The organism is Olivibacter sp. 47, from assembly GCF_030372825.1.
Taxonomy (GTDB): Bacteria; Bacteroidota; Bacteroidia; order Sphingobacteriales; family Sphingobacteriaceae; genus Olivibacter; species Olivibacter oleidegradans.
Genome location: NZ_JAUCNR010000001.1, coordinates 2,420,702 through 2,443,329, shown reverse-complemented (window position 1 = coordinate 2,443,329; position 22,628 = coordinate 2,420,702). Strand labels below are relative to the sequence as shown.

Here is a 22,628-nt window from a genome sequence, read left to right as displayed (position 1 = left end):
CTTTTGGTCTATTGATTAAAATTTAACAATTAGGTTGATACCGAAGCTCCTCGTTCTGGGAACGCCAAATGCCTCTAATCCCTGTGCATTACTGTTAGTATAGCTAGACTCAGGGTCGAAATACTTATTTCGCTTATCGTGATATAAAGTCAATAGGTTCCGTCCGACCAAGGAAATAGTGGCACCCTGTAATTTCGCCCATCGGAATTTTTCTATCGGAAGATTGTAGGATAAAATAACCTGTCTGAGCTTTACGAAGTCGTTGTCAAACATAAACATGGAGGTATAGAACTTGTCATTATCATAATAGGTATCAATGTCTTGAGGGGCCCACGTTTTACTGAATGGATTACCTTCGGGGTCAACACCGGTCACTGTTAAACCGGTTTCACGTCCCGGTAAGGTTTCTTCCGGCAATCCAAAACGGTAGGCATACTGATACATATTGGAGTACATCATACCACCAAACTTCCCGTCGATCAATACATTCAGCGAAAAGTCCTTATAGCGAAACGTATTGTTCAATCCCATAATTAAAGGAGGAACACCCTGACCAATCTCTTCGAGCGGGCCTCTTACTGCATACCCACTTTCCGGATTGTATACCACTTGACCATTTTCGTCTGTTAGTTTCCGATAACCCCACAAAGCGCCATAAGGCCTACCTACCACATTGCGTATACTTCCTCCGCCAACACCATCGCCTACTACTATAGCATCTAACCCCTCCGCTAATTGTTGAATTTCACTTTTGTTATAAGAAATGTTATAGGTGGCATCCCAACTGAAATTTTCCTTTTTGATAGGTGCACCACTTAAGAGTACTTCAATACCCCGATTATTTAACTCGCCTACATTTAATAAGGCTCGATTATAACCGGAAGCTTGAGAAATATTGGATTCAACAATATCATCGGTTGTTTTTCGATTATAAAAAGTAAGATCTGCCCCTAGACGCCCATTGAAAAACTGCGCATCAAGACCAAATTCGTAAGTGGTAGAGGTCAAAGGTCTTAAGCCTGGATTGTTAACTAAATCGGACGTCAATTCCTGTACCGGTCTTCCGTTATGTCCTCCCTGTACCATGGAATAGGATTCGTTCAATATATAAGCGGTCGGTGTCGCACCACCTACCTGTGCCCATGAGCCCCGTAATTTCAAACCACTTATGGATTTGGGAAAGCTCAGTGCTTCTGATAGAACAAAGGTTCCTCCTACCGATGGATAGAAAATACTATTGTTTTGCGGACTTAATGTAGAGAACCAATCTTGTCGACCCGTGAAAGTTAAATACGCTAAGCCCTTATAACCAATGTCCGCTGATCCAAAAATTGAGTTAATACCCGTTTTTTGATATAAAGGGGTGGTTGTTAAAATATTTAAATTTGTATAGCTGTAGAAATTAGGCACCCTGAATTCACTTCCCTCAATCGTTGTCAGATCGTACTCATTCCTTTGTATATTTCCGCCGGCCATCGCGGACAAGCTGAAATCACGGAAACTTGTATTGTAATTCAAGGTAAACATGTAATTTGTTTCGGATGAGGTCGCTCTTAAGCTTTGATAAGCACCTAGGGGTCTAAAAGCGGTTCCTGTGGGCTGTATAGCTTCGAATTCTGAATTATAATAGTCTCTACTCGCGCTTCCCTTGATAAAAAGATTGTCGAGAATATCGTATTGAAGACTTCCCTGCATAATATATCGGTTCTTTTTATCGTGATTCCGGTAACGATTTACGACAAACCAAGAGTTTGGTGCTTCAGCCACCGGATTCCACCTGACTTCATTTCCCTCAGCATCGTAACCCGGTGCCAGCGACATGATGTCAACTGTATTTGCTAACATATATACAGCCCAAGCGGGATTATCATTTGCATAACCAACTTTAGGACGGTTTTTTCCTTGATCATAATTATATTGTGAAACGGCTTCCAAATGAAGCTTCTTGCCGATATTGGCATTGACCGATAAGTTGGTAGTTAGTCGTTTGTAAGTAGAGTTCGGTACAATCGCTTGCGCATCCGTGTTCGAAACACTCGCACGATACCGCAGATCTTCACTCCCTCCGTATAGTGCTAACGAGTTTATATAAGTCTGCCCGGTTTCATAAAATTGTTGTGGATTGTTTTTTTCAGGCGAATAGGGTCGTTCTACGCCATCAAATTGCACATAGGGCTGCCCGTCCATCCTCGCACCATAGGATAAACGGCCGGTTGCAATCGCCTCGTCCTGTGTGGTAGGCTTTCGTCCATCAATCCCCTGTCCGTATTCATACTGCCATTCAGGGTACATGGAAGGACGCTCAAAGGTAGAGGTGCTATTAAACTCAATACCTAAACCTTTTTGTGCTACTCCTTTTTTTGTAGTAATCAAAATTACGCCATTTGCGGCTCTCGATCCATATAAAGCAGATGCCGGACCGCCTTTTAAAACGCTGATACTTTCAATATCATCTGGATTGATACCCGCTATTCCATCGCCACGGTCAATATTCCAACCCATTCCTGTCGAACTTGTGCTACCTCCCGGTGTCGAATTATCCATCGGCATTCCATTGATCACATACAGCGGTTGATTGTTTCCGCTCAATGATCCGTTACCCCTAATAATCACCCTACTCGAACCACCTGGGCCGGTAGCCATACCCGAAACATCAACACCTGCCACTTTACCTACCAAAGCATTAGCGACATTCACTTCTTTTGCCTGCGTTAATTGGTCACCGCCAACTTCGGCTACCGAATAGGCCAACGCCTTTTTTTCACGTGAAATCCCTAATGCGGTAACAACTACTTCACTTAAGGCTTGATTATCTTCTACTAATTGTACATTTACTACATGACGACCGCCAATAGCTACGGTTTGCCCCACATAGCCCATATAGCTAAATTCTAATTCACCTGTCCCTTCCACTTTTAATTGGTAAGCACCGTCAGCCCCTGTTACTGTACCCTTGGTACTACCCTTTAGGCGTACACTCACGCCCGGGATCCCCTGCCCTTGCGCATCGGTTACGAGTCCCTTTACCTCTATTTCTTGATTCAGACTAGGGGTGGATTTACCTAAAACAATCCGATTCTCGATAACTTTGTACTGAATGTTTTTGGCTGTAAGAAGCTGATCAAGCACTCGCTGCAAAGACTCTTGCTGCACTTCGATGAATACGCGCTGCGATAAATCTATAATTTGTTTACTGTAAATAAATTTAATGGCTGCTTTCTCTTCAATAAGCTTTAACGCCTGTAATAAAGCCTGCCCTTTTACGCTTAAATTGATACGTTTAGAAAGATCCAATGTGCTCTCAGGTTGCTTTGCAAATGTTTGGACGTGGATGGCCGTAAGTATAATTATTAGTCCAAGCAGACAGGATCGAATGGTTGTGGATGTCCTCGGGTTGATTCTCATATAAATGCTGTTTGATGGTTAAAATGTAGGCAAATAGCGCCCATGACAATTGCATATATCGATATTTTAATAATTTAAAATATCGCAACTGTCGTCATGTAACTATGTATTAATTATTAGTTAATAATAAGTTGTTAAGTTTTCATATGGATAGTAATTAGGGTCATGAATGATTTACTTTTTTATTAACCTGATGCGATCTCCGGAAATCTCATATTGCAGGTTGAGTGATTGACTGATTATTTCCATAATGGAAATTAAGTTTAGCTGATTAAAGTCGGCAGTCAATGTATAACTTTCAAGTTTTTTATCCTGAAAATCAATTTGGACATTGAAAGTACTGTCAAGCAAGTGAGCAATATCTTTAAGTGGCTTATCTTCAAAAGACATACTCCTCTTTTTCCACATTTTCACTGACGAACGCGATGTTTCTTTTGTTTTAACTAAATGGGCCTTGTGTTTATTAAAATGTACTTTCTGATCAGCTACGAGCAGAACCTCTCGGCTACCTTGCATCTTTTCAGCGACGCTTATATTTTCATCGACGCGACTGACAGCTACCATACCTGTTACCACAGAGACCTCTTCTTCTGCATCGCCTGCGCTCCTTATGCGAAAACTTGTTCCAAGAACTTTGGTCAACAACGATCCACTATTGATAAGAAAAGGTTTGTTCGGATCTTTGGCTACTTCAAAAAAAACGTCACCCCGCATCGTTACTTCTCTTACCCCTTGTTGAAAAGTGCCGCTATACTGCAGCGACGAATGTGGCGCTAGCCAAATCACACTTCCATCCGGCAAATGATGCTTCAGTATGGTTTTACTTTCATTTTTAACCAGTACCACCGGATCTGTTTTAAAAATTTTGTCCAATTGGCCACCCAACAGTAGCCATATGAACGCGATTAACACAATTGCTGCAGCGGCGGCCCAAACGCCGGTAGAGCGATTTTTACGATGTACTTTCTTAAAAGGCGCGCCCTCACTGTCATTATGGAGAGACAGACCACTTCTCCTTTTGATATTATACAACATCCGTGCTTTCAAAAGGCTATTTTTCCGTATTTGATCGAATTCTTCGGCTGATAACGAGTTACCCATCGCATCGTACCACGCCTCCACTAGTTTCACTTCCTCTGCATTACATTGCTTATTAAGGTATTTTTCTATTAAAGCCTCGGAAATTTCGCTCTTCATTTTATAGTATATCTTTTATTTATAATAGCTTCCATTTGTATAGTCGGCCCAAAGCCCTTTATCCCCTACGCCGTTGTAAAAAAAATTATCTTTTTAAGCTACAAGCCAAAATGGTTGCGATATTAGAATTAAGGAAAGGCTTTCTTTGGTCAATTTTCTTTAAAAATTCGTGTTACTTCTTCCACAAAACCAACGTCGACTGTAGGGAGCTCATCGCTTCGCTCTTGGGTTTTGGTCACCCTTAAGATCGAAACAAAAGGCGAAGAGTTCGTTTAACAACGAAATTCTAAACATATCTAACATAAATAATACAGCAATAAAAGATGAAACGAATAAAGCTTCATAGCTACTTTCAGCCTACTTAATGCTTTGGTCAACTGGTTTTCAACCGTTTTTTCCGATATGCCAAGCAAATCAGCTATTTCCTTATTACTTTTAAACTCTTTTCTGCTTAGCTCATAAATATAACGACAGCGGTCGGGTAATAATCGAACATGGTTTTCAATTTGATTTTGTAACTCATTAAAGGCTAGCCGTGTTTCGGTAGAATTATCGTAATCCCTAAAATTGCCTTTGTAGAATTCTTTGTAATTCTTTCTAACTATTTCCTTTTGTATAGCACTTATTACCAAGTACCTAACAGATGTAAAAAGATAAGCAGCAACGGAACTATGAATCTGTATTCGTTTGCGGTTCAGCCATATACTAGTGAACAGATCCTGTACAATTTCCTCTGCTAACTCAGCCTTTCTTAACCGTCTCAGCGCCTCGGCATATAATTTATACCAATAACGATTGTATAGCTCTTCAAAGGATAATTCGCTCCCGTCTACACAGGCATGGAAAAGTTCTTCATCAGAAAACTTTGTTAAATCTTTCATAATCAAGCTTTAAACCATAAAAAATTCGTTACGTCACCATGCTTCCTTATGAAGTCAATGATATTATTTGCATTACTATTTTTAACCAAACACGAAGGTCCCGCAACGCTTATATGATAAATAATTGGTCAGCGTATTATTTTTGGAAGACTATAAAATGAGTTAAACAAACTTAGATAAATTGCTTTTTAAATGCAAATTACTTTAGCTAGATTAGGGAAATCTCTTTTAATATATACACCTTCATCTATAGGCCAAAGGCGAATTCCCTGTAGCTAGATAAATAATTCTACATTTTTTTGCGAGTCATTAATGACAGAAGATACTACTTCCTGATCTGGCAATACAAAAAATGCAGAAAGCCCAAACGCTTGGGAACGCCGGGCTTTCTGCTTTTATCCAACCTAAACCTTGTTGGTAGAACAATAAGTTGAAGAATTTGTTTTACGAATCGTTATTTATATGTCACAGAGGTTAATAGTAACACACGACACTAATAACTAGAAACAAATAACTAACAACTAATAACCAGTAACTAATAACCAGATAACTACAACCGCTTAACACGGATATTTTTAAAATGTACCTCTGATCCATGACCCAAAAACCCTATATGACCGGATTTTCGTTTAAGTCCCGGATGATCGAGTTTATCTAACGTACCATTTTTTGATGCCTCGGCAATGTCACCTTCTAAAATAACGGTGCCATTTAGCGTGACTTTGATCTTATTTCCTTTTACGTAAATCTCTTCTTCATTCCATTCTCCCACCGGTTTAAGAAAGCCTCTTTTAGCAGGAATTACCCCATAAACCGATCCGTGGTATTGATATTTCTTAAGATCTTTATAAATGTCCGCTTCATTATCCAATACCTGAATTTCCATTCCTTCATACGCCGCGTTGCCTTCTAAAGGGGCCCTGATACCAATGCCATTATTCGCTCCGGGAGTTAGACGAAAGCTAAAGCGATAGATAAAATCACCAAACTCTTCTTTTGAATACAAATTACCTCCTGAGTCCTTAACGGGATAACAAGCCAGCGTTCCTTCGTCACTGATTGTGTAAGCAGTTGTATTCCCTGTCCAGCTATCTAAGTTCGAACCGTCAAACAGTACTTTGAAACCAGCAGCCTTTTCTTCATTGCCTAAAGTAAAAATCTCTTTTCTAGGTATTTCCTTAATATAGATGTCCCGATAGGCGACTTCAGTTCCATGAGCTTGTAGTTCTATCTGTTCAATAGGAAAAATGGGTTGACTTCGATCCCAGTAATTTTCTAAGGTAACGTTATCAGTTACTAGCTGCCCATTAAGATATACTGTCACCTTATCGCCTTTCATAATAATACGAAAGGTATTCCATTCTCCCAGTGCATTATCCGCTACTTTAAGAGGTTTGCTTTCGTTCTGTTGGTTATTATAAAGACCACCGGAACCTACTTGGGCTCCAACGTTTACGCGGGAGGTATCCCAAATCTGGACCTGAGGTGTTCCCCGAAGATAAATACCTGCATCACCTTCCTTACCAACGGTACTCAACTTCCAATCTACCAGCATTTCGAAGTCACCATATTGTTTAATGGTTGCAATATTATCACCTTTTCCATTAAAGTAAAGCACCCCGTCCTTTACATACCAGCCACGCCGCATCAATTCATCAGCCTTTTGCTGAGCGACAGATAGTTCCTTCGCACTCATTTTGGCTCGCTTAATGGGATTTTCTACTAAACCTTTCCAACCTGTTAAATCTTTGCCATTGAAAAGTGACACAAAACCACGACCCTTGGGTAATTCATTGATATGTTTAATTAAGGCTTGTTTTAAATAATCGCTATCTTGTCCGCTTAACGCGTCTACCGTTTTATTCAAGATGGCGCTCACTTCTTCACCATAGAGGCTAGGATTTGATAATGCGATGTTTAACACCGCCATGGCTGCAGCGGATTTCAACTCCGGGTCGTCTAAATATTTTCCGGCAAAGATGAGTGCATTATAAGTAAAATTATTGCTCAATGCACCCAATATCATTCTTTTTTGCTGCGTATTTTGTGCAACTCCCATAGCATCCCTTAGGAGTAATACTTTTTGCTCTGCCGGGAAGTCGCTTTGTGCGGTCAATCGTACAATACCGTTTAAGATCTGATTCAATTGCTTTGAGTCGCTTGTCGTCCGACTCAACTTGATTAATTCAGGCAACGCGTCGTGATCATTCCAATTAGCGAGTGCTTCAACTGCCGCAGCTTTTAAGTTCGCATCATTTCCATCAAGTACTTCAACAACCGGCTGTAGAGCTTTACCTTCACCTATTCCTGAAAAAACGTTCAAATAAAGCGTTTTTCCGTTCGGATTTGCCGATTGATAACTGGCCAATAATGATTGGATATCCTGCTCCTTTTGTGGACTCCCCTGAACGGCAGCAACTATAGCTTGCTGTACTAATTTTATCTCGTTTTCGTTACCTGCTGTAGATAATAAAGAGGTTAATGAGGCAAGATTTTCGGATTTCGAAATGGCGGGCAATGTATTATATGCAGCATCTCTTACCGTCGGATCACTGCTTTTCAGCAAGGCAGTAACTGCGGTGAAACTTTCATTTGCGCCTCTATTAGCTAGTACTTGCATAATTGTCACCTGATCTGCCGGTACTGCTGCAGCTAAGGAAGTCACTAACTTACCCGTTAAACCTTCGCCTTTCAATGTAAAAAAGGCTTCCTTTACTGCTTCTCGCTCTACTTGGTTGGATTCTGATAATAACTTCAACAATTCAGGCGTACCTTCTACCCCTTTTAGTTTTCCATAAGCTTTAATAGCCGTAACTTTCACAAGGGTATCATCACTCTTTAGGGCTTTTTCAACAAAAGGAAGTGCACTATCGTCTTTTGTATTTGATAAAGCTTTTATGATAGCTGCTTGCGTTTCGGGATTCGTTTTCTTTACTGCTTTCCCCCATTTTTCGACAGCAGCGCCATTTAAATATGGCTGCGCTAATTTTAAAGCGGCAATGCTGTATGCTTTATCCTTATCCCTAGACGCTTTTACCAAATCCGGAACATATTCGGCTCCGTAAATGTGCGTTAAAATATTAAGCCCTGCAATGCGCGTAGGTGTATGTTCATCATCTACTTTCAACAAAGTTTTTGCTACTTTTTCAGCTAGCTCCTTATTCCCTTTGAGGAGTAGGTTATTTGCGTAATTAATATAAGAAGCGGTCGCTTTTGATTCATCATAACCGAAGTTAACCTTTTCAGCTGCCGCCTTTAAAACTTCCTCAGAAGATGGGTCAGCCAATTTTGCTAATGCATAGAGCGCTGTTTTCCTAACCGTTAATTCCTCTGCGGTGGCAAATGAAACAATGGTGGGTGCTGCAGGCACATAATCGGCATCGCCAATAGCTTCCAGTATGTAGGTTATATTTCTTCCTTTTGCAGACGGTAACGCAGCCATAAGAGCTTTTCCCGCCTCATCGGAACGAATTCGTGCCAAAGTCCGTGCAGCACGATCCCCTAAATATTCATCTTGTAAATACGTAGAAACGGCAGACACGGCATCGTCTTTTCCTGCATTAGTGAGTAGATTCAGCACGTACCCTTTATTATTTTTATCCTGCATTTTCCCCAAGGCATCCAAAGCGCCCTGGACAAATTTGGAACGCATTGACTCCTTTCCATTCTGCATAACAAAATAGGAATAGCTGTTGGTTGCATATTCGATTTTTGCGTTGTCTCCGCCTTGAGGCTTTAAAGATAAAAGCAGTGCGCTGATATCAGCAGCCGTAAAATTGTCTAATTGGGCCATTGCAGCATTCAGCTTATCGGCATTCTGAGCGGGCTGTGTGGCTAACAAGTCTGCTATTTTGGTCGTCGCTGTACGCCTATCATCTTGCTGCGCAAAAGCCGGTGGGTTGGCGAGCATAAAAGCAAGGATAGAAGCATATATATAATTCTTCATATTGGTTTTAATAGTTCGTGATAATTAAATACATTAGATAGTCCATGGGCCACGCATCGGTTGGTCAATTAAACGATTAGCGGCTTCATCATCAACGAATAGCTGCTTTTCTGGATCAAATTTTAAGGATCTACCTAACCTTACAGATGCTAAACCCATATTTACCAAGGTGCAAGAACGATAACCATTATCCTCGTTTAATGCAAATTTCTGTCTCTTTTTCACTGCTTCAACAAAGTCGACCACTTGCTCTTCCGGTTCGGGGAATGTCGCTAGTTTACGTTCCATGTCCGGGATATCCGATTTAAACCCGGGATATAATTTACCATTAGGCCCATCGATATAAGGCACATCTTTATCTTTCCCTTCACCGTCGAGGATAATTTTACATCCATCAGCATAGGTATATTCAATTCGTCGCCACGTGCCAACTGCGTCGCTGTGTTGCTGTGGAGCGTCTACTTCAACCGAAATCGGGCTTTCATTGTCCTTCCCTAGGAAATACTGTATTGGATCTAGGTAATGTTGTCCCATATCACCTAAACCGCCTCCATCATAGTCCCAATAGCCCCGGAAGGTTTGATGAACACGATGTGCATTATACGGTTTGTATTGAGCAGGCCCCAGCCACATATCGTAATTCAATTCGCTAGGCACTTGTTCAGGCGTCAAATTCTCTTTTCCGACCCAATAGAATTTCCAATCAAATCCCGTATGTCTACTTACAGTAACTTTCAGTGGCCAGCCGAGCATACCGGAATCCACTAATTTCTTGATCTTCTTTACCGGAACGGCCATTCCGTAGAAATTATCCTTAAATCTAAACCAGGTGTTTAATCTAAAAATCCGCCCATGTTGTTGCACAGCCTCTTTTACACGTTTACCTTCTCCTATTGTACGCGTCATGGGTTTTTCACACCATATATCTTTTCCGGCACGTGCAGCTTCAGCGGCCATGATACCATGCCAATGAGGCGGTGTGGCGATATGAACGATATCCACTTCCGGAAGTTGGATCAATTCACGGAAATCTGACAGTTGCTTAACACCACTATCATTCAGCTGTTTCATAGCTATCGCTAAATGTCTGGTATCAACATCACAAATAGCAACGGTTTTGGTGCCGGCATAGGAAAAATGACCGCGTCCCATAGCTCCAACACCAATAATACCTTTTGTTAGGTGGTCACTCGGAGCCAAATATCCCTGTCCTCCCAGTACAAACCGCGGGACGATGCTAAATGCTGCCGCTGCTAGGGCAGACTTCTTGATAAAATCCCTTCTCGAGGTACTTTTTTCTTTCATTTGTGCTTTAATTTTTGGTTTCAGGATCCTCTCTCAAAAAATAAGTTCGATTTAAGAAAAATCCATTCGATTTGTTGTTTTAAGTATTGACTATGCTTGATGATTTTCTCTGCAATTAAAAGTCTCTTTATTATTCTCTATTTAATTAACCGGACAGACAAAATGACCTTTTTTTCGGATATACTATCGTTTATCCGATAAATGAAGGACATGATCAGTGGCACCAATAAATAACCAGATGGCTCATAATACCAAGTTTGATTTAGCTAAATATTGCAGTTTAAGATCGATAAAATGATGATGTTCGACCAAAATGGCTGTTAATTTAATAATAAAATAATAGGATTGCCAATTTATTCATCACGCAAACGGTTGCGTTAGTAAAAAGCTTTCCGCAAAACGGCTAAGCTCTTAGGAACTGCTGTTAATGGGTCTTCTTTTCCTTCCATCTCTAATGAAATATAGCCTTTAAAATTCACTTTACGCAATATGCCGGCGATCCGTTGATAATCTAAATCTAACGTATACCATTCTCCACCTCCGTAATAGGTCTTCGCTTGAACAATGGTAGCATAAGGTGCTAACTGTTCGAACTGACTATACGGGTCGCCGGCAAAATTACCGGTATCCAGATTTAGTCCCATGGCCAGTGAGCTTTTTAAGGCTTCGTATATTCGTAATAAGCCCTCAACCTGTGTCGTAAGTCCCCAATGGTTTTCGATGGCCAAAATCACACCCTCTTGCTCTGCCTTTATCAGGCATTCTCCCGTCGCATCTATTACCCATTTAAAGGCATCATCATCGGTATATCCCGCTAAGGGCGTTTCCTTTCCTTTTACGGCCATCAACTCGTCAAAGGTTCCTGCTGTGTTCCATCGACCTGAGTTCAACCGGACACAAGGGATTCCCATCTGCACAGCCAGATCGATGCAGTGCTTGGTATGTGCGATGTTCTTTTTTCTGTCTTCTTTATCAGGTGATACAAAATCCTGATGAATCGATAGCATAGGTAAGGCCAAACCACTTTCGAAAGCAAGACGCTTTAATTTATTCATATATCCGGTAGTTTCGTTTTCCATTTGACGATGTAGTATTTCTACACCATCAAAACCCAACGTCGCTGCCTGTTCAATTACCTGCTCAATGGGAAACTTTTCCTTTTTAAAATGCCAATACGAATACGTGGATACACTGATCGGATTGCGCTTAACATTTGTCGACTTCCCGATAGTTGATTCAACTTGATTGTATGGGCTAATCAGGGCTCCCAATCCAGCCATCGAAGCTTTCTTCAGAAAACTTCTTCGATGTTCATGCATACTTTTTATCATGATCTTTTAGTTTAAAAATGAGGTGTCTCCTATGTTTGTTGTAAGCACATGTAGGAGACACCCTTATCGGTTAAAAATAATCTACTGATTCTGTTTCAACACATCTGCACCCATAATATCAATCTGTGCTTGCGGAATCGGAAAATACTCATTCTTTCCAGCCGTAAAACTAGCACCCTGTAGATAGGTTCGTTTTTGCTTCTCTTTTTCAAGATAAGTATTTAATGTTTCAGCAGCAACATGCCAACGTACTAAATCGAAAAAGCGATGTCCTTCCAACGCTAACTCAAGCCTTCTTTCAAATCGAACGGCTTTTCGTGCGTAATCCTGACTTGGAAATGATGGATACTCTCTTATGACATAAGTGGCTGCCGGTGTGCCATCATCTTTTGTTACCACTTCATTTGCTGCTCTTCGTCTGATTTGATTCACCAAATCCAACGCGCTAGTGAGGTCGCCATCCTCCACCGCAATTTCTGCACGCATTAACAGGACGTCGGCATATCGTAAGGCGCGATAATTATTTGAATTTGCCCTGGGTGATTCCGCTCCGGCATTATCGCCATTGGCCGCAAAGAATTTTTTGAAAGTATACGGACCGGCAAAACTTTGATCGCGGATCCAATTTCGTCCCGGATGAATCCCCCAGTTAAGGAAAGGAATACCACGTCTACCAACGGTCCAATCTAAACGAGGGTCCAAATTACCTGTGTAGGGTTCAAATGGATCAGAAGAAGCTAAGCCCTCATCATTCTTAACATCGACATCATTAAAATTGTCCAATAACGGCAAGCCACTTTCATCGGTTTTGAAAGCATTTACTAAGTTTTGAGAAGGCTGAAAGAAACCGCAACACCCCCCTGGTCCAGAGCCATAGGGAAAATTCAAATTATCGCCCCAAAAGCCGTTTTGTCCACTTCCTCCGTCGCCAACAGACATTTGGACTTCCAAAATCGATTCAATATTATTTTCGGTTGCCACTTTAAAATTATCATGAAAATTACTTACTAATTCAAAAGGACCGTTATTGATGATATCATCCAATAGCGGTCGTGCCGCTTCATAATCTTGCTGAAACATATGTACTTTAGCAAGCACTGCCTTTGCCGTCCATTGACTTGCCCGCCCTACATCTTTCTTTGTAGCTGATAAATTATCTACGGCGAATTGTAGATCAGCTTCAATCATAGGCCAAATATCTTTGTCATTTGGCAAGTTGATAAAGTCCGTGACGTTATCGTCAACGTAAGGCACCATATTCCACATCTTCTTTGCTTCAAAATGATACCATGCACGTAAGAAGCGTGCTTCCGCTGTTGCCTGTGCGACCTCAGCCTCTGTCATATCGGTCGTTTTCTTGATTAACTTAAGCACATCATTGGCGCGAGAGACGCCATCATATACTGTAATCCATTTTTCATTAAAGGCAGCGATATCCGGTTGACTAACATAGCGTTCAATGGTTGTTATCTGCGCCTGATCGCCCACATCGCTTCCTTTATAGGCGTCATCAGATGCCACCGATCCATAAATCCAATTGCTAGCTGACGATGTGAATGTATAACCGGAACCTACCCCGTCCAACAAACTATATGCGCCAATTAAGACGGCATCAACGCCCGACTTCGTAGCCAGCAATTCTTCATTTGCTAAACCTAATGGTTTCTTTTCCAGAAAACTTTTACCACAGCCCTGCATAACGCAAAAGGCCAACAGTATATATATCGATAAATTTGATCTTTTCATAATATGCTTTTTATTCCTTAGAATCCAACATTTATTCCTAACTGATACATTTTAGCTAATGGATAATTCCCTTGGTCAACACCCAATGTAGTGGTACCTGGCGTTGAACCCACCGATGTGATTTCAGGATCAATACCGGAGTAATCAGTGATAGTAAATAGGTTCTGCCCTTGCACATATATCCTAGCACTTTGCAATCCTAATTTCTGTAAAAGATCAGCCGGAAAAGTGTAGCCCAGGGTCAGATTTTTTAAGCGGAAGTAAGAACCATTTTCAATAAAATAGGATGATGGTTGTTGACTTCTACTATCATTGGCATCCAATATCGGTAATACGGCATCAGGATTTTCAGGAGTCCATGAATCATTAAGCATGCGTAAGCTGCGATTACCGGCTTGGTTATTGAAATCAACCCATCGTTTTACCATGTTTAGAATATCATTTCCCTGAACCCCTTGAAAAAATGCAGAAAGATCAAAATTCTTATAACCTAAATTAATGTTCAATCCATACGTAAAGTCGGGATGCGGATTTCCAATAAAAGTGCGGTCATTATCGGTAATTACGTTATCTCCATCTAAATCTCTATATTTGTATTTCCCCACTGCGGCATAACCGGGATACGCAGGGCCATTCGCTAAATCTTGCTCATTTTGATAAATTCCATCGATTACGTGACCATAAAAGGAATACAAGGGTTGGTCTACGGTTGACCGTGTCCAAACATAACTTCTGATATTCGGACCTAGCAAGATAGCAGATTCATTGTTGTTCAACTTAACGACCTTGTTTTTATAAGCCGAAATATTAGCACTAATACCATAGGTGAAATCTTTGCTTGTATTATTCTGGAAGTTCACTGCGAAATCAATCCCCTTGTTGTTCATTTCGCCTACATTAACAAAGGGCACGGTTGCCGTTCCTTGCGTTGCAGGCAATGCCAATTGGTATAACATATCGGATGTGGTTCGATTATAAACATCCAAATTAAAGCCAAGCATTCCCTTTAAGATCGTCATATCTAAACCGATATTGGTTTGCGTCGTGGTTTCCCATTTTGCATCGGGATTTCCGAAAGCATCCGTATCAAATCCGGGCTTAACTGCATTGTTTGATCCGTTAATGGCATAAGAAGATAAATTAAGCGAGGAGCGATAAGTATTAAACCCGTTATAGTTCCCGATTTCTTGGTTACCGGTTTGTCCCCAGCCTGCGCGAATCATCAAATTATCCAACCATTTTAATTCCGACAAGAAGCTTTCTTGAGAAATCCGCCAACCGCCGCTAAATGCGGGGAACGTACCATAGCGGTTATTACTACCGAATCGACTCGAGCCATCTCTTCTTACAGTCGCTTCCAGCAAATATTTATCCTTAAGGCTGTAATTCACTTTTCCAAATATTGAAAACAGCGCCCATTCGTATCGGCTACCACTATTGTTGATCCCGGCTGTTCCCGAATTAAGATCCATAAAATCCGGATCCTCCGAAAAATAGGTTGTCCTGACTGCTGAGAAGTCTTCACCGAATCCTTTTATTGCTTCGGTACCCGCCAGAATATTTAGGCTGTGTATATCATTAAATACTTTTTGTAATTTAATGTATTCGTCCACGTTAAGTTGATATCATTGATATTCGCTTTAGTCATGGAGTTTGCCGCCTCAATTTCCGCCTCTTCCCGATCCATCAATACATAATTCACTCGGTTGGTGTTCGTATAGTCAAACCCTAAGCTTGTACGACCGGTCAAACCCTCGATAATATCCACTTCCGCGAAAACATTGCCAAATGCTCTCAACGTTTTGGCTTGATTGTCTTTTGTGCGATATAACTGAGCAAGTGGATTAGTCGCTGGTCCTAAGCCTGCAGCTCGCGTTGCTGCAAAATTCCCCATGATATCGTAAACAGGTATAATAGATGGAATCCGATAACCGTTTCCAATGGGATTGCCATCTTGATTGTTGGTTGAACTTGCTGTTCCATTATTGTAATAATACCCTTTATTCTGGGTATAACTTACTTCCAGATTTTCTCCCAAGCGAATGATTTTCTTAATATTAAATTCGGTATTGGAACGAAGTGAATACCGATCGAATGATGTATGTTCCAACACCCCTTCCTGGTTTAAGTAATTGAGTGATAAGGCATAGCGACCCTTATCGGATCCTCCTGTAGCTCCTAGGTTATATTCTTGAACAATGGCTGGTCTTAATATTTCTTTATGCCAGTCGGTGCCTTCCTTATTAGCCCGGACAATTTGATAAAAATTATCCGCGTTATAACTGTACAAGGAAGGATCAACACGGGGATCTCCCTCGAATAAGCCATAACTGGAGCCTGCCAGGATATAATCCGGTACAACCGGATTGGGGCCGTTACCATACTGTTGATGCGATGGATTGCCATTGGTCAGGATGCCTGCATTTCGACGTTGCGTCCATAGCAGTTGGCCAAATTGCAAGGGATCTTTAATTAGGCCTAAATTTACATGACCGGTTTGTACCCCTACCCGTGTGTCAAAAGTTATTCTGGAATCACCGGCACTCCCCTTTTTGGTGGTAATGATAATGACACCGTTGGCTGCACGCGACCCGTAGATGGAGGTAGAGGAAGCATCCTTCAGTACTTGCATCGATTCGATATTATTTGGATTAATGCTATTCAATCCACCTTTCGTTGGCACACCGTCAATAATATAAAGGGGATCGTTATTATTGATGGTGCTAAAGCCACGTACCCGAACAGTAGCTTCACCACCAGGTGTGTTATTGCTGGTTACGGTAACACCTGCCGCCCTACCCTGCAATTGTTGTGCTACGTTAGGCGCCTGAACTTTAGTGAGTTCTTTAACATTAACGACTGAAACGGCACCCGTAATATCTTTTTTAACCTGGGTTGAATACCCGGTTAAAACCACTTCTTCCAAAGTGTTTAAATCTTGATTAAGGGTTACATTTAAGCTAGTTTGATTACTAACGACAAGTTCACGGGCCTGATAACCAACCGAGGTAAATACAAGCACATCACCTTTTTTTACAGACAAGGTAAAGGTACCATTTACATCGGTTGCAGTTGCCTTACTGCTTCCTTTTACGCGAATGCTGACTCCCGGGACGGGATTGGGCGGTTCCGCATTATCATTTACAATTCCTTTGATCACAAAATCTTGCTGTTGATGGAGCGAGTAATTACTCGCAACCACGAATGAAAAGTTAAATAGACAAAAGAGAAATAAAGTTCCCATGTAGGTCCATTTAACGCTACGGGATCTAAAATGTGTTTTGTTCATACGGTTTGAGCTTATAAGTGATAAAATGTTTGAATTGAGTTTTAGTACCGAACTTTCTTGTTGCTTAATTAACCTCCTTTCTTAAAATCAATAAATAACAATGTATTTGTGTTAATTTACACGATTCAAACTCACTCAAATGGTTTTTATGGACATAGCTGTTCATTGGAAAAGTTATTTCCTTTTAACCCATATCATAAAATCCTTGTTGAACAATCAGCAAAACTTCGAATACGACATTTTACTATTGCTTTATCCCGTAGTCAATACCAGGCATAATTGGTTATATCAGTAGAATCTGACGAAAACAAATATAGCGATTTTATCATCGCATGCAAGACAAATCGCTTTTATCCAACATACGGTTATCTTTTCCTATATGTTTATTGGTGGAAACTTAAAAACATAAAGTCTACCGCAGAAAAAAAACAGGTCGGGGCGTTTTAGCGCTGCTCCGACCTGTTTTTAAATTATTACCATCCAGGATTCTGCCCCAACTTGGGATTCCGATCGAGTTGTGGCTGCGGAATCGGCCATAAATAATTTTTCGGATCTTCAAAGCGCCTATTCCATTGCGCTTGCAAATACCCTTCTGGACTGATACGGAAAGAACCGCGTGACAATTCAGGAAACCATGTGGCTTTTACTCCTTCAATGGGTGCAGCCAATCGTTCACCCTCTTTCCACCTTCTTACATCAAAATAGCGCTGTCCTTCCAATGCCAACTCCACACGCCGTTCGCGCCGGATTTCTGTGCGAACATCCAGGCCGTTAGCGGCCATAAAGCCTAAATCCATATGAACCATACCTACCCTGTCTCGAAGAAGATTTATAGACCTATCTAAATCTTCCTGGGTCAATTTCCCCTGCTCAAAGCGGGCTTCCGCATACGTCAACAGAACCTCAGCATATCGTATTAAATGAATATCATTGTCGTCCCTTCCAACCAGTCCAACAGCTGAAGGTGTCACATATTTCTTATAATAATAACCTGTCGTAGTCATACAACCACGGCCATCTTGATTGAATTTCGGTCGCATGAAAACACTTGGATTATCGTTCTCATTAATCGGTCTGCCGTCATAACGCCCTCCCCAGGTATCGCCTGGAACCAAAATCGTTTGCGTCATTCGAGGATCGCGATTTCGAAAAATACTTTCGTAGGTACTATCTTGGTACATAGGCGATTTATTGATTGGCAAACCGTCGGTACATAGGTAAGAATCCACCAACGAGCGTGTTGGTACAAAACGTGCCGACTGATCGGGTACTTGGATCTCCCTACTAAGGTTATGCATAATGATATCCATTAGATGTAGCCGCGCAAGGATGGTCTCTTGGTTACGGCCGTTGGCCAATTTACCGGCATTGGTGAACAATTCCCAATAAGATGTGGCTGGATTACCATTGCTATACAAGCGATACACACCCAAATCCATTACAGCTTTCGCCGCCTCTTCAGCTACATCGTATCGCCCTTCCGCCAAGGCAATACGTGCCTTTAAAGCAAGTGCGGCTCCTTTATTTATTCTTCCTAAGCGATTACCTGTCGGAATTGTCGGTGACAGAATGGCTGCCGCGCTATCTAAATCTGCCAATATAAAATCCACGACTTCCTCACGGGGCGTACGTTCTCCATACACCTCTTCATCGCCAAGCTCTAAAGGCCTCAAAACTAATGGAACATCGCCCCAGAAAGAAACGACGAAACTATAGGCAAGCGCTCTTAGTACCCTGACCTCCGCTGCCAGCAGCTCGTTCGCGCCAGGGCTTGTCTCTGCTGCAGTTCGATAATTTGCCAGAAAAGTATTAGACTCACGAATGTCTCGATACATATTACGCCATTCATCATTTACTGTCGGTTGTGTAACCGGAAACACTCCCGAACCGATATCCTTATATTGATTTGTAGAAGGCCACATGGTGTTCTCGCCCATATTCTCCATATCAACAGTATTCTTTGCTTTTACCCGTGAAAAAATAGCCGTCATTGCCATTTCGAGCTGCTCTGTATTTTTCCAGTAGCGCTCATTCGGTATTGCATCCAAAGGTTCACGGTCTAAATAATCTTTACATCCGGTTATACTGAAAAAACATACCAGTATCCCTGTATAGTATACGCACTGCCTGATCATTAAGCTCTTCATTTTTTAACTATTTTTTTGCTATCGAAAATTTACGTTCAAGCCTACAACAAACGTTTTTAGTTGTGGATAAAAATTAGCCCCTTGCGCGACCGGTGCTTCAGGATCGTACCCATAAAAGAAATCGGTCAAAGTGAAAAGATTTTCCGCCGACACATAGAAGCGCAACTTACTGGCTCTAAATTTTTCGGTAATCCGACTAGGTAAGGTATAGCCCAACTGGATATTTTTTAGTCGCAGATAAGCTGCATTCTCTATCCAATAAGATGACAACCGGGTGTTATGTTGTCGATTGAATACAAAACGAGGATAACTTGCATCTGGATTTTCAGGTGTCCACCGGTCTAAATGCACTCGCTGAGGCATGGCGCTATTGTTAATGAAAGGATGCCTAGCGGAACCGGTTAACCAACCATCGGCCTTGCCCACTCCTTGTAAGAAAAAACTGAAATCAAATCCTTTCCAAGCTAGATCTCCCCTAAAGCCGTACGTATATCGTGGAATATCACTGCCTAATACATGTCGATCCTTACCGACCGTAATGGCTTCATCTTCCGGGCTAGCTGGGCGATAGATCAGATCTCCAGGAGCTACCAAATCTCCTGCCTGAAACGGAAATTTCGGCACATATTCTCCATCAATCAAGTCGAAATCGTCGATTTGAGCGATACGTTCTGCAATAAAGCCATATAACGCATCGATAGGATATCCCACTAAACGCACGCGGTCACTTAGGTTTTGCGCATAATCGTCTAAGCGCGTAATCTTGTTCCGAACATCCGATAAATTGAGATTAACGCCATACTTGACTTCACCTATTTGATCGCGCCAAGCAAGGTTAATTTCCCAGCCCTTATTTTGTACTGCGCCGGCATTTTGGGAAGGATAGTTTGTCCCCATACCAATAACATCCGGCAATGGCGGATTTAACAGAATATCGTTCGTATTATTTATAAAGTAATCCGCAGTCACGTCGAAACGTCCCTTTAGCATCGTTAGATCCAATCCCACATTGAATTTTTCGGCCTGTTCCCATGTGACGATACGGTTGGCAAACTCCGTTTGACGATAACCAATACGCGGTTGATTTCCGATAGGATTATTGGATCCAACTTGTGCAGGTTCCAGAATAGACATATAGGGATAATAGAGATCGGTATCCCCTCTTCTTATACGATCATTCCCTTGCGTACCATAAGAAATCCGCAGTTTGGCAGTTTGAAAGGTCGTTCGCCATTTATCAAAAAAATCCTCCTCAGAGAACACCCATCCTGCTGAAACTGATCCAAACCAATTCCAACGTACTTCCGGCGCAAAACGAGAAGAGCCGTCATATCGAAAATTTCCTTCAAATAGATATTTGCTGTCATATGCATAGTTTGCCCTTCCAAAAAAAGACTGCAATGCATATTGATAACCACTGCTGTTATTCAATGGATTATCAACGCCTAGATTCAAAGACGGAATATCTACCGGGAGATTCTGTCTACTTGCTGTAAAGCTATTATTGATATTCTCTTCCTGTGAAACTCCCAGTAAACCGTTTACTTCATGTTTTTCGTTAAAAGTTTTCGTATAATTCGCCGTACCAATAAAGGTCTGATAGAGATTCGTATAATCAGTCACATTAATGGAGTTTGGATAGTTCGTTTGATAAATAAGCTCATTATCATCCGGACTATAATAGTTTATAGTCGAACTTAATACAGTTCGTTTGGAATTCGAACGAACCAATCCATATTGTCCCTTAATATCCAAACCATCAGCAATCGTTAACGTCGCGCTTAAATTGGCTGTCACTTCCTGCGAACCGAAGTCATTGTATCCTCCATCATTTGCTATCGCCACTGGGTTAGCCTGACCGCCATGATAGCCCCAGCTACCATTTGTAAAACGAACCGGTACAAGGGGTGTGATACTTGTTGCTGAAGCCAGTAGAGCGCGTCCTCCATCACCTCCGGCGTTGCTTTGTACATCGCGATCAATGTAGCCCACATTAGCATCTAGCTTCAATCGGTCAAGTAACGTCGTATTAATACGGGCGCGAACATTATGCCTATTTGCTTTAAATTGATCGCCAACCACAAGACCTCCTTCACCTAGGTAACCATAAGACAAGAAATAGCTCATATCGTTGCCTCCACCGTTAATATTGACATTATGGCTCTGTTGTGGCGCATTGTCTTTGTAAATTTCTTCTATCCAATTGGTATTGGCGAAATAATTCGGATCGGATCCATTGCGGGCAATTTCAATTTGCTCAGCTGAGTAAACGGGTGTTTGCCCTGCATTTTGCGTAGCTTCGTTATGGAGTTCCATAAATTCAGGAGAGCCTAAAAACTCCGGTAAAGCCGTTGGCGTCTGTATACCATAATAACTATTCAGCGAAATATTGGGTGGCGTGCCTTTCTTTCCGGTTTTGGTAGTGACTAATATCACGCCGTTTGCTCCTCTAACACCGTATATCGAAGATGAAGCAGCATCTTTCAATACCGAAATGCTTTCGATGTCATCCGGATTCAAAATATTAAGATCGCCTCCGGGAATCCCATCTATGACCACTAAGGGTGATGCATCTCCCCAAGTACCAATGCCTCTTACTCGAATGGACGGTGCGTTTCCCCCTGGAACTGTGTTTGTATTCCTAACGGTAACTCCGGGTAGGATGCCCTGCATACCGCGACCAACATTAGTAATTGGCCTACTTTCTAAGTCTTTAGCGGTCATAGCAGTTACCGCTCCCGTTAGATTGATTTTCTTCTGGGTGCCATACCCCACAACAACAACCTCTTCAAGCGATGCTACGTCTTCTTCTAAGAAGACATTGAAATTTGCATCATTTCCCGTAATTCTTCGTTCCACCGCTTGATAGCCCATGGAAGTAAATACCAAGATATCACCTTGCTTAACGGACAACGAAAAATTTCCATTCTCATCTGTAGTAGTTCCTCCTTGGCGATTTTTATTGCGAACGTAAACGCCAATTAGAGGAGTGGCCGGTTCTTTTGTATCAAATACACGCCCGTTCACAGTAAGTACGGAATCTTGTGTAGCACCAGTCCGGAGCGGTACGATGGCTCGAGCCTGAATTCTGATCTGATTACCTGAGACCGTATAGCTCAATCCTGTTTCTTTCAACACCTGATCCAGTGTTTGCAATAAATCTCTGTTCGTTGCATCAATATTGATTTTTTTACCGGCAACAAGCTTATCGCTGTAAAAAACAGCGTATTTCGTCTGTGTTTGAATTTCTTTAAAAAAATCGCTTAATGCACCGTTTTTAATTCGAACACTGATTTTACCTTGGGAGTACGAGTTAGCATGCACTACCACGATGTTAATGCAAACTAAAAATGCAGCCAATTTTAACATTCGAAAAATTTT

At 41.5% G+C, this 22,628-nt stretch carries 9 protein-coding genes and 1 pseudogene; all 10 read right to left on the bottom strand.

The window, feature by feature from the left end; all coding sequences use genetic code 11:
* Positions 1-15: 15 nt before the first annotated feature.
* Entirely contained in the window at positions 16-3,405 is a 3,390-nt protein-coding gene (locus tag QT327_RS10325; RefSeq protein ID WP_289552781.1) for a SusC/RagA family TonB-linked outer membrane protein, read from the bottom strand.
* Positions 3,406-3,579: 174 nt separating this feature from the next.
* The gene (locus tag QT327_RS10320) at positions 3,580-4,602 is read right to left on the bottom strand and encodes a FecR family protein (protein WP_289552779.1); all 1,023 of its coding nucleotides are present in this window, start codon (positions 4,600-4,602) and stop codon (positions 3,580-3,582) included.
* A 296-nt stretch (positions 4,603-4,898) separates the two neighbouring features.
* Entirely contained in the window at positions 4,899-5,483 is a 585-nt protein-coding gene (locus QT327_RS10315) for an RNA polymerase sigma-70 factor (protein ID WP_013666220.1), read from the bottom strand.
* Positions 5,484-6,033: 550 nt separating this feature from the next.
* Positions 6,034-9,429, bottom strand: coding sequence for a DUF1080 domain-containing protein (locus tag QT327_RS10310; protein ID WP_289552777.1), 3,396 nt, complete (start codon positions 9,427-9,429; stop codon positions 6,034-6,036).
* 33 nt (positions 9,430-9,462) lie between these two features.
* Positions 9,463-10,734, bottom strand: a complete 1,272-nt coding sequence (locus QT327_RS10305; protein ID WP_289552776.1) for a Gfo/Idh/MocA family oxidoreductase — start codon at positions 10,732-10,734, stop codon at positions 9,463-9,465.
* A gap of 377 nt (positions 10,735-11,111) precedes the next feature.
* Entirely contained in the window at positions 11,112-12,065 is a 954-nt protein-coding gene (locus QT327_RS10300) for a sugar phosphate isomerase/epimerase family protein (RefSeq protein ID WP_289552774.1), read from the bottom strand.
* A gap of 81 nt (positions 12,066-12,146) precedes the next feature.
* Positions 12,147-13,811 carry a RagB/SusD family nutrient uptake outer membrane protein gene (locus QT327_RS10295; RefSeq protein WP_130857317.1) on the bottom strand — a complete coding sequence of 555 codons (1,665 nt, stop codon included), beginning with the start codon at positions 13,809-13,811 and terminating at the stop codon, positions 12,147-12,149.
* Between the two features lie 17 nt (positions 13,812-13,828).
* A pseudogene (locus tag QT327_RS10290) lies at positions 13,829-17,055 on the bottom strand (SusC/RagA family TonB-linked outer membrane protein).
* Between the two features lie 518 nt (positions 17,056-17,573).
* Entirely contained in the window at positions 17,574-19,247 is a 1,674-nt protein-coding gene (locus QT327_RS10285) for a RagB/SusD family nutrient uptake outer membrane protein (protein WP_242627311.1), read from the bottom strand.
* An 18-nt stretch (positions 19,248-19,265) separates the two neighbouring features.
* Positions 19,266-22,616 (bottom strand): TonB-dependent receptor, encoded by a 3,351-nt coding sequence (locus QT327_RS10280; protein ID WP_289552772.1) that lies wholly within the window; start codon positions 22,614-22,616, stop codon positions 19,266-19,268.
* Positions 22,617-22,628 lie beyond the last annotated feature (12 nt).

What these genes read in the sequence shown, in the direction of transcription:
- QT327_RS10325 (WP_289552781.1), bottom strand. Translation starts at nt 3,405, where the DNA reads ATGAGAATCAACCCGAGGACATCCACAACCATTCGATCCTGTCTGCTT.
- QT327_RS10320 (WP_289552779.1), bottom strand. Translation starts at nt 4,602, where the DNA reads ATGAAGAGCGAAATTTCCGAGGCTTTAATAGAAAAATACCTTAATAAG.
- QT327_RS10305 (WP_289552776.1), bottom strand. Translation starts at nt 10,734, where the DNA reads ATGAAAGAAAAAAGTACCTCGAGAAGGGATTTTATCAAGAAGTCTGCC.
- QT327_RS10295 (WP_130857317.1), bottom strand. Translation starts at nt 13,811, where the DNA reads ATGAAAAGATCAAATTTATCGATATATATACTGTTGGCCTTTTGCGTT.
- QT327_RS10315 (WP_013666220.1), bottom strand. Translation starts at nt 5,483, where the DNA reads ATGAAAGATTTAACAAAGTTTTCTGATGAAGAACTTTTCCATGCCTGT.
- QT327_RS10285 (WP_242627311.1), bottom strand. Translation starts at nt 19,247, where the DNA reads ATGAAGAGCTTAATGATCAGGCAGTGCGTATACTATACAGGGATACTG.
- QT327_RS10300 (WP_289552774.1), bottom strand. Translation starts at nt 12,065, where the DNA reads ATGATAAAAAGTATGCATGAACATCGAAGAAGTTTTCTGAAGAAAGCT.
- QT327_RS10310 (WP_289552777.1), bottom strand. Translation starts at nt 9,429, where the DNA reads ATGAAGAATTATATATATGCTTCTATCCTTGCTTTTATGCTCGCCAAC.
- QT327_RS10280 (WP_289552772.1), bottom strand. Translation starts at nt 22,616, where the DNA reads ATGTTAAAATTGGCTGCATTTTTAGTTTGCATTAACATCGTGGTAGTG.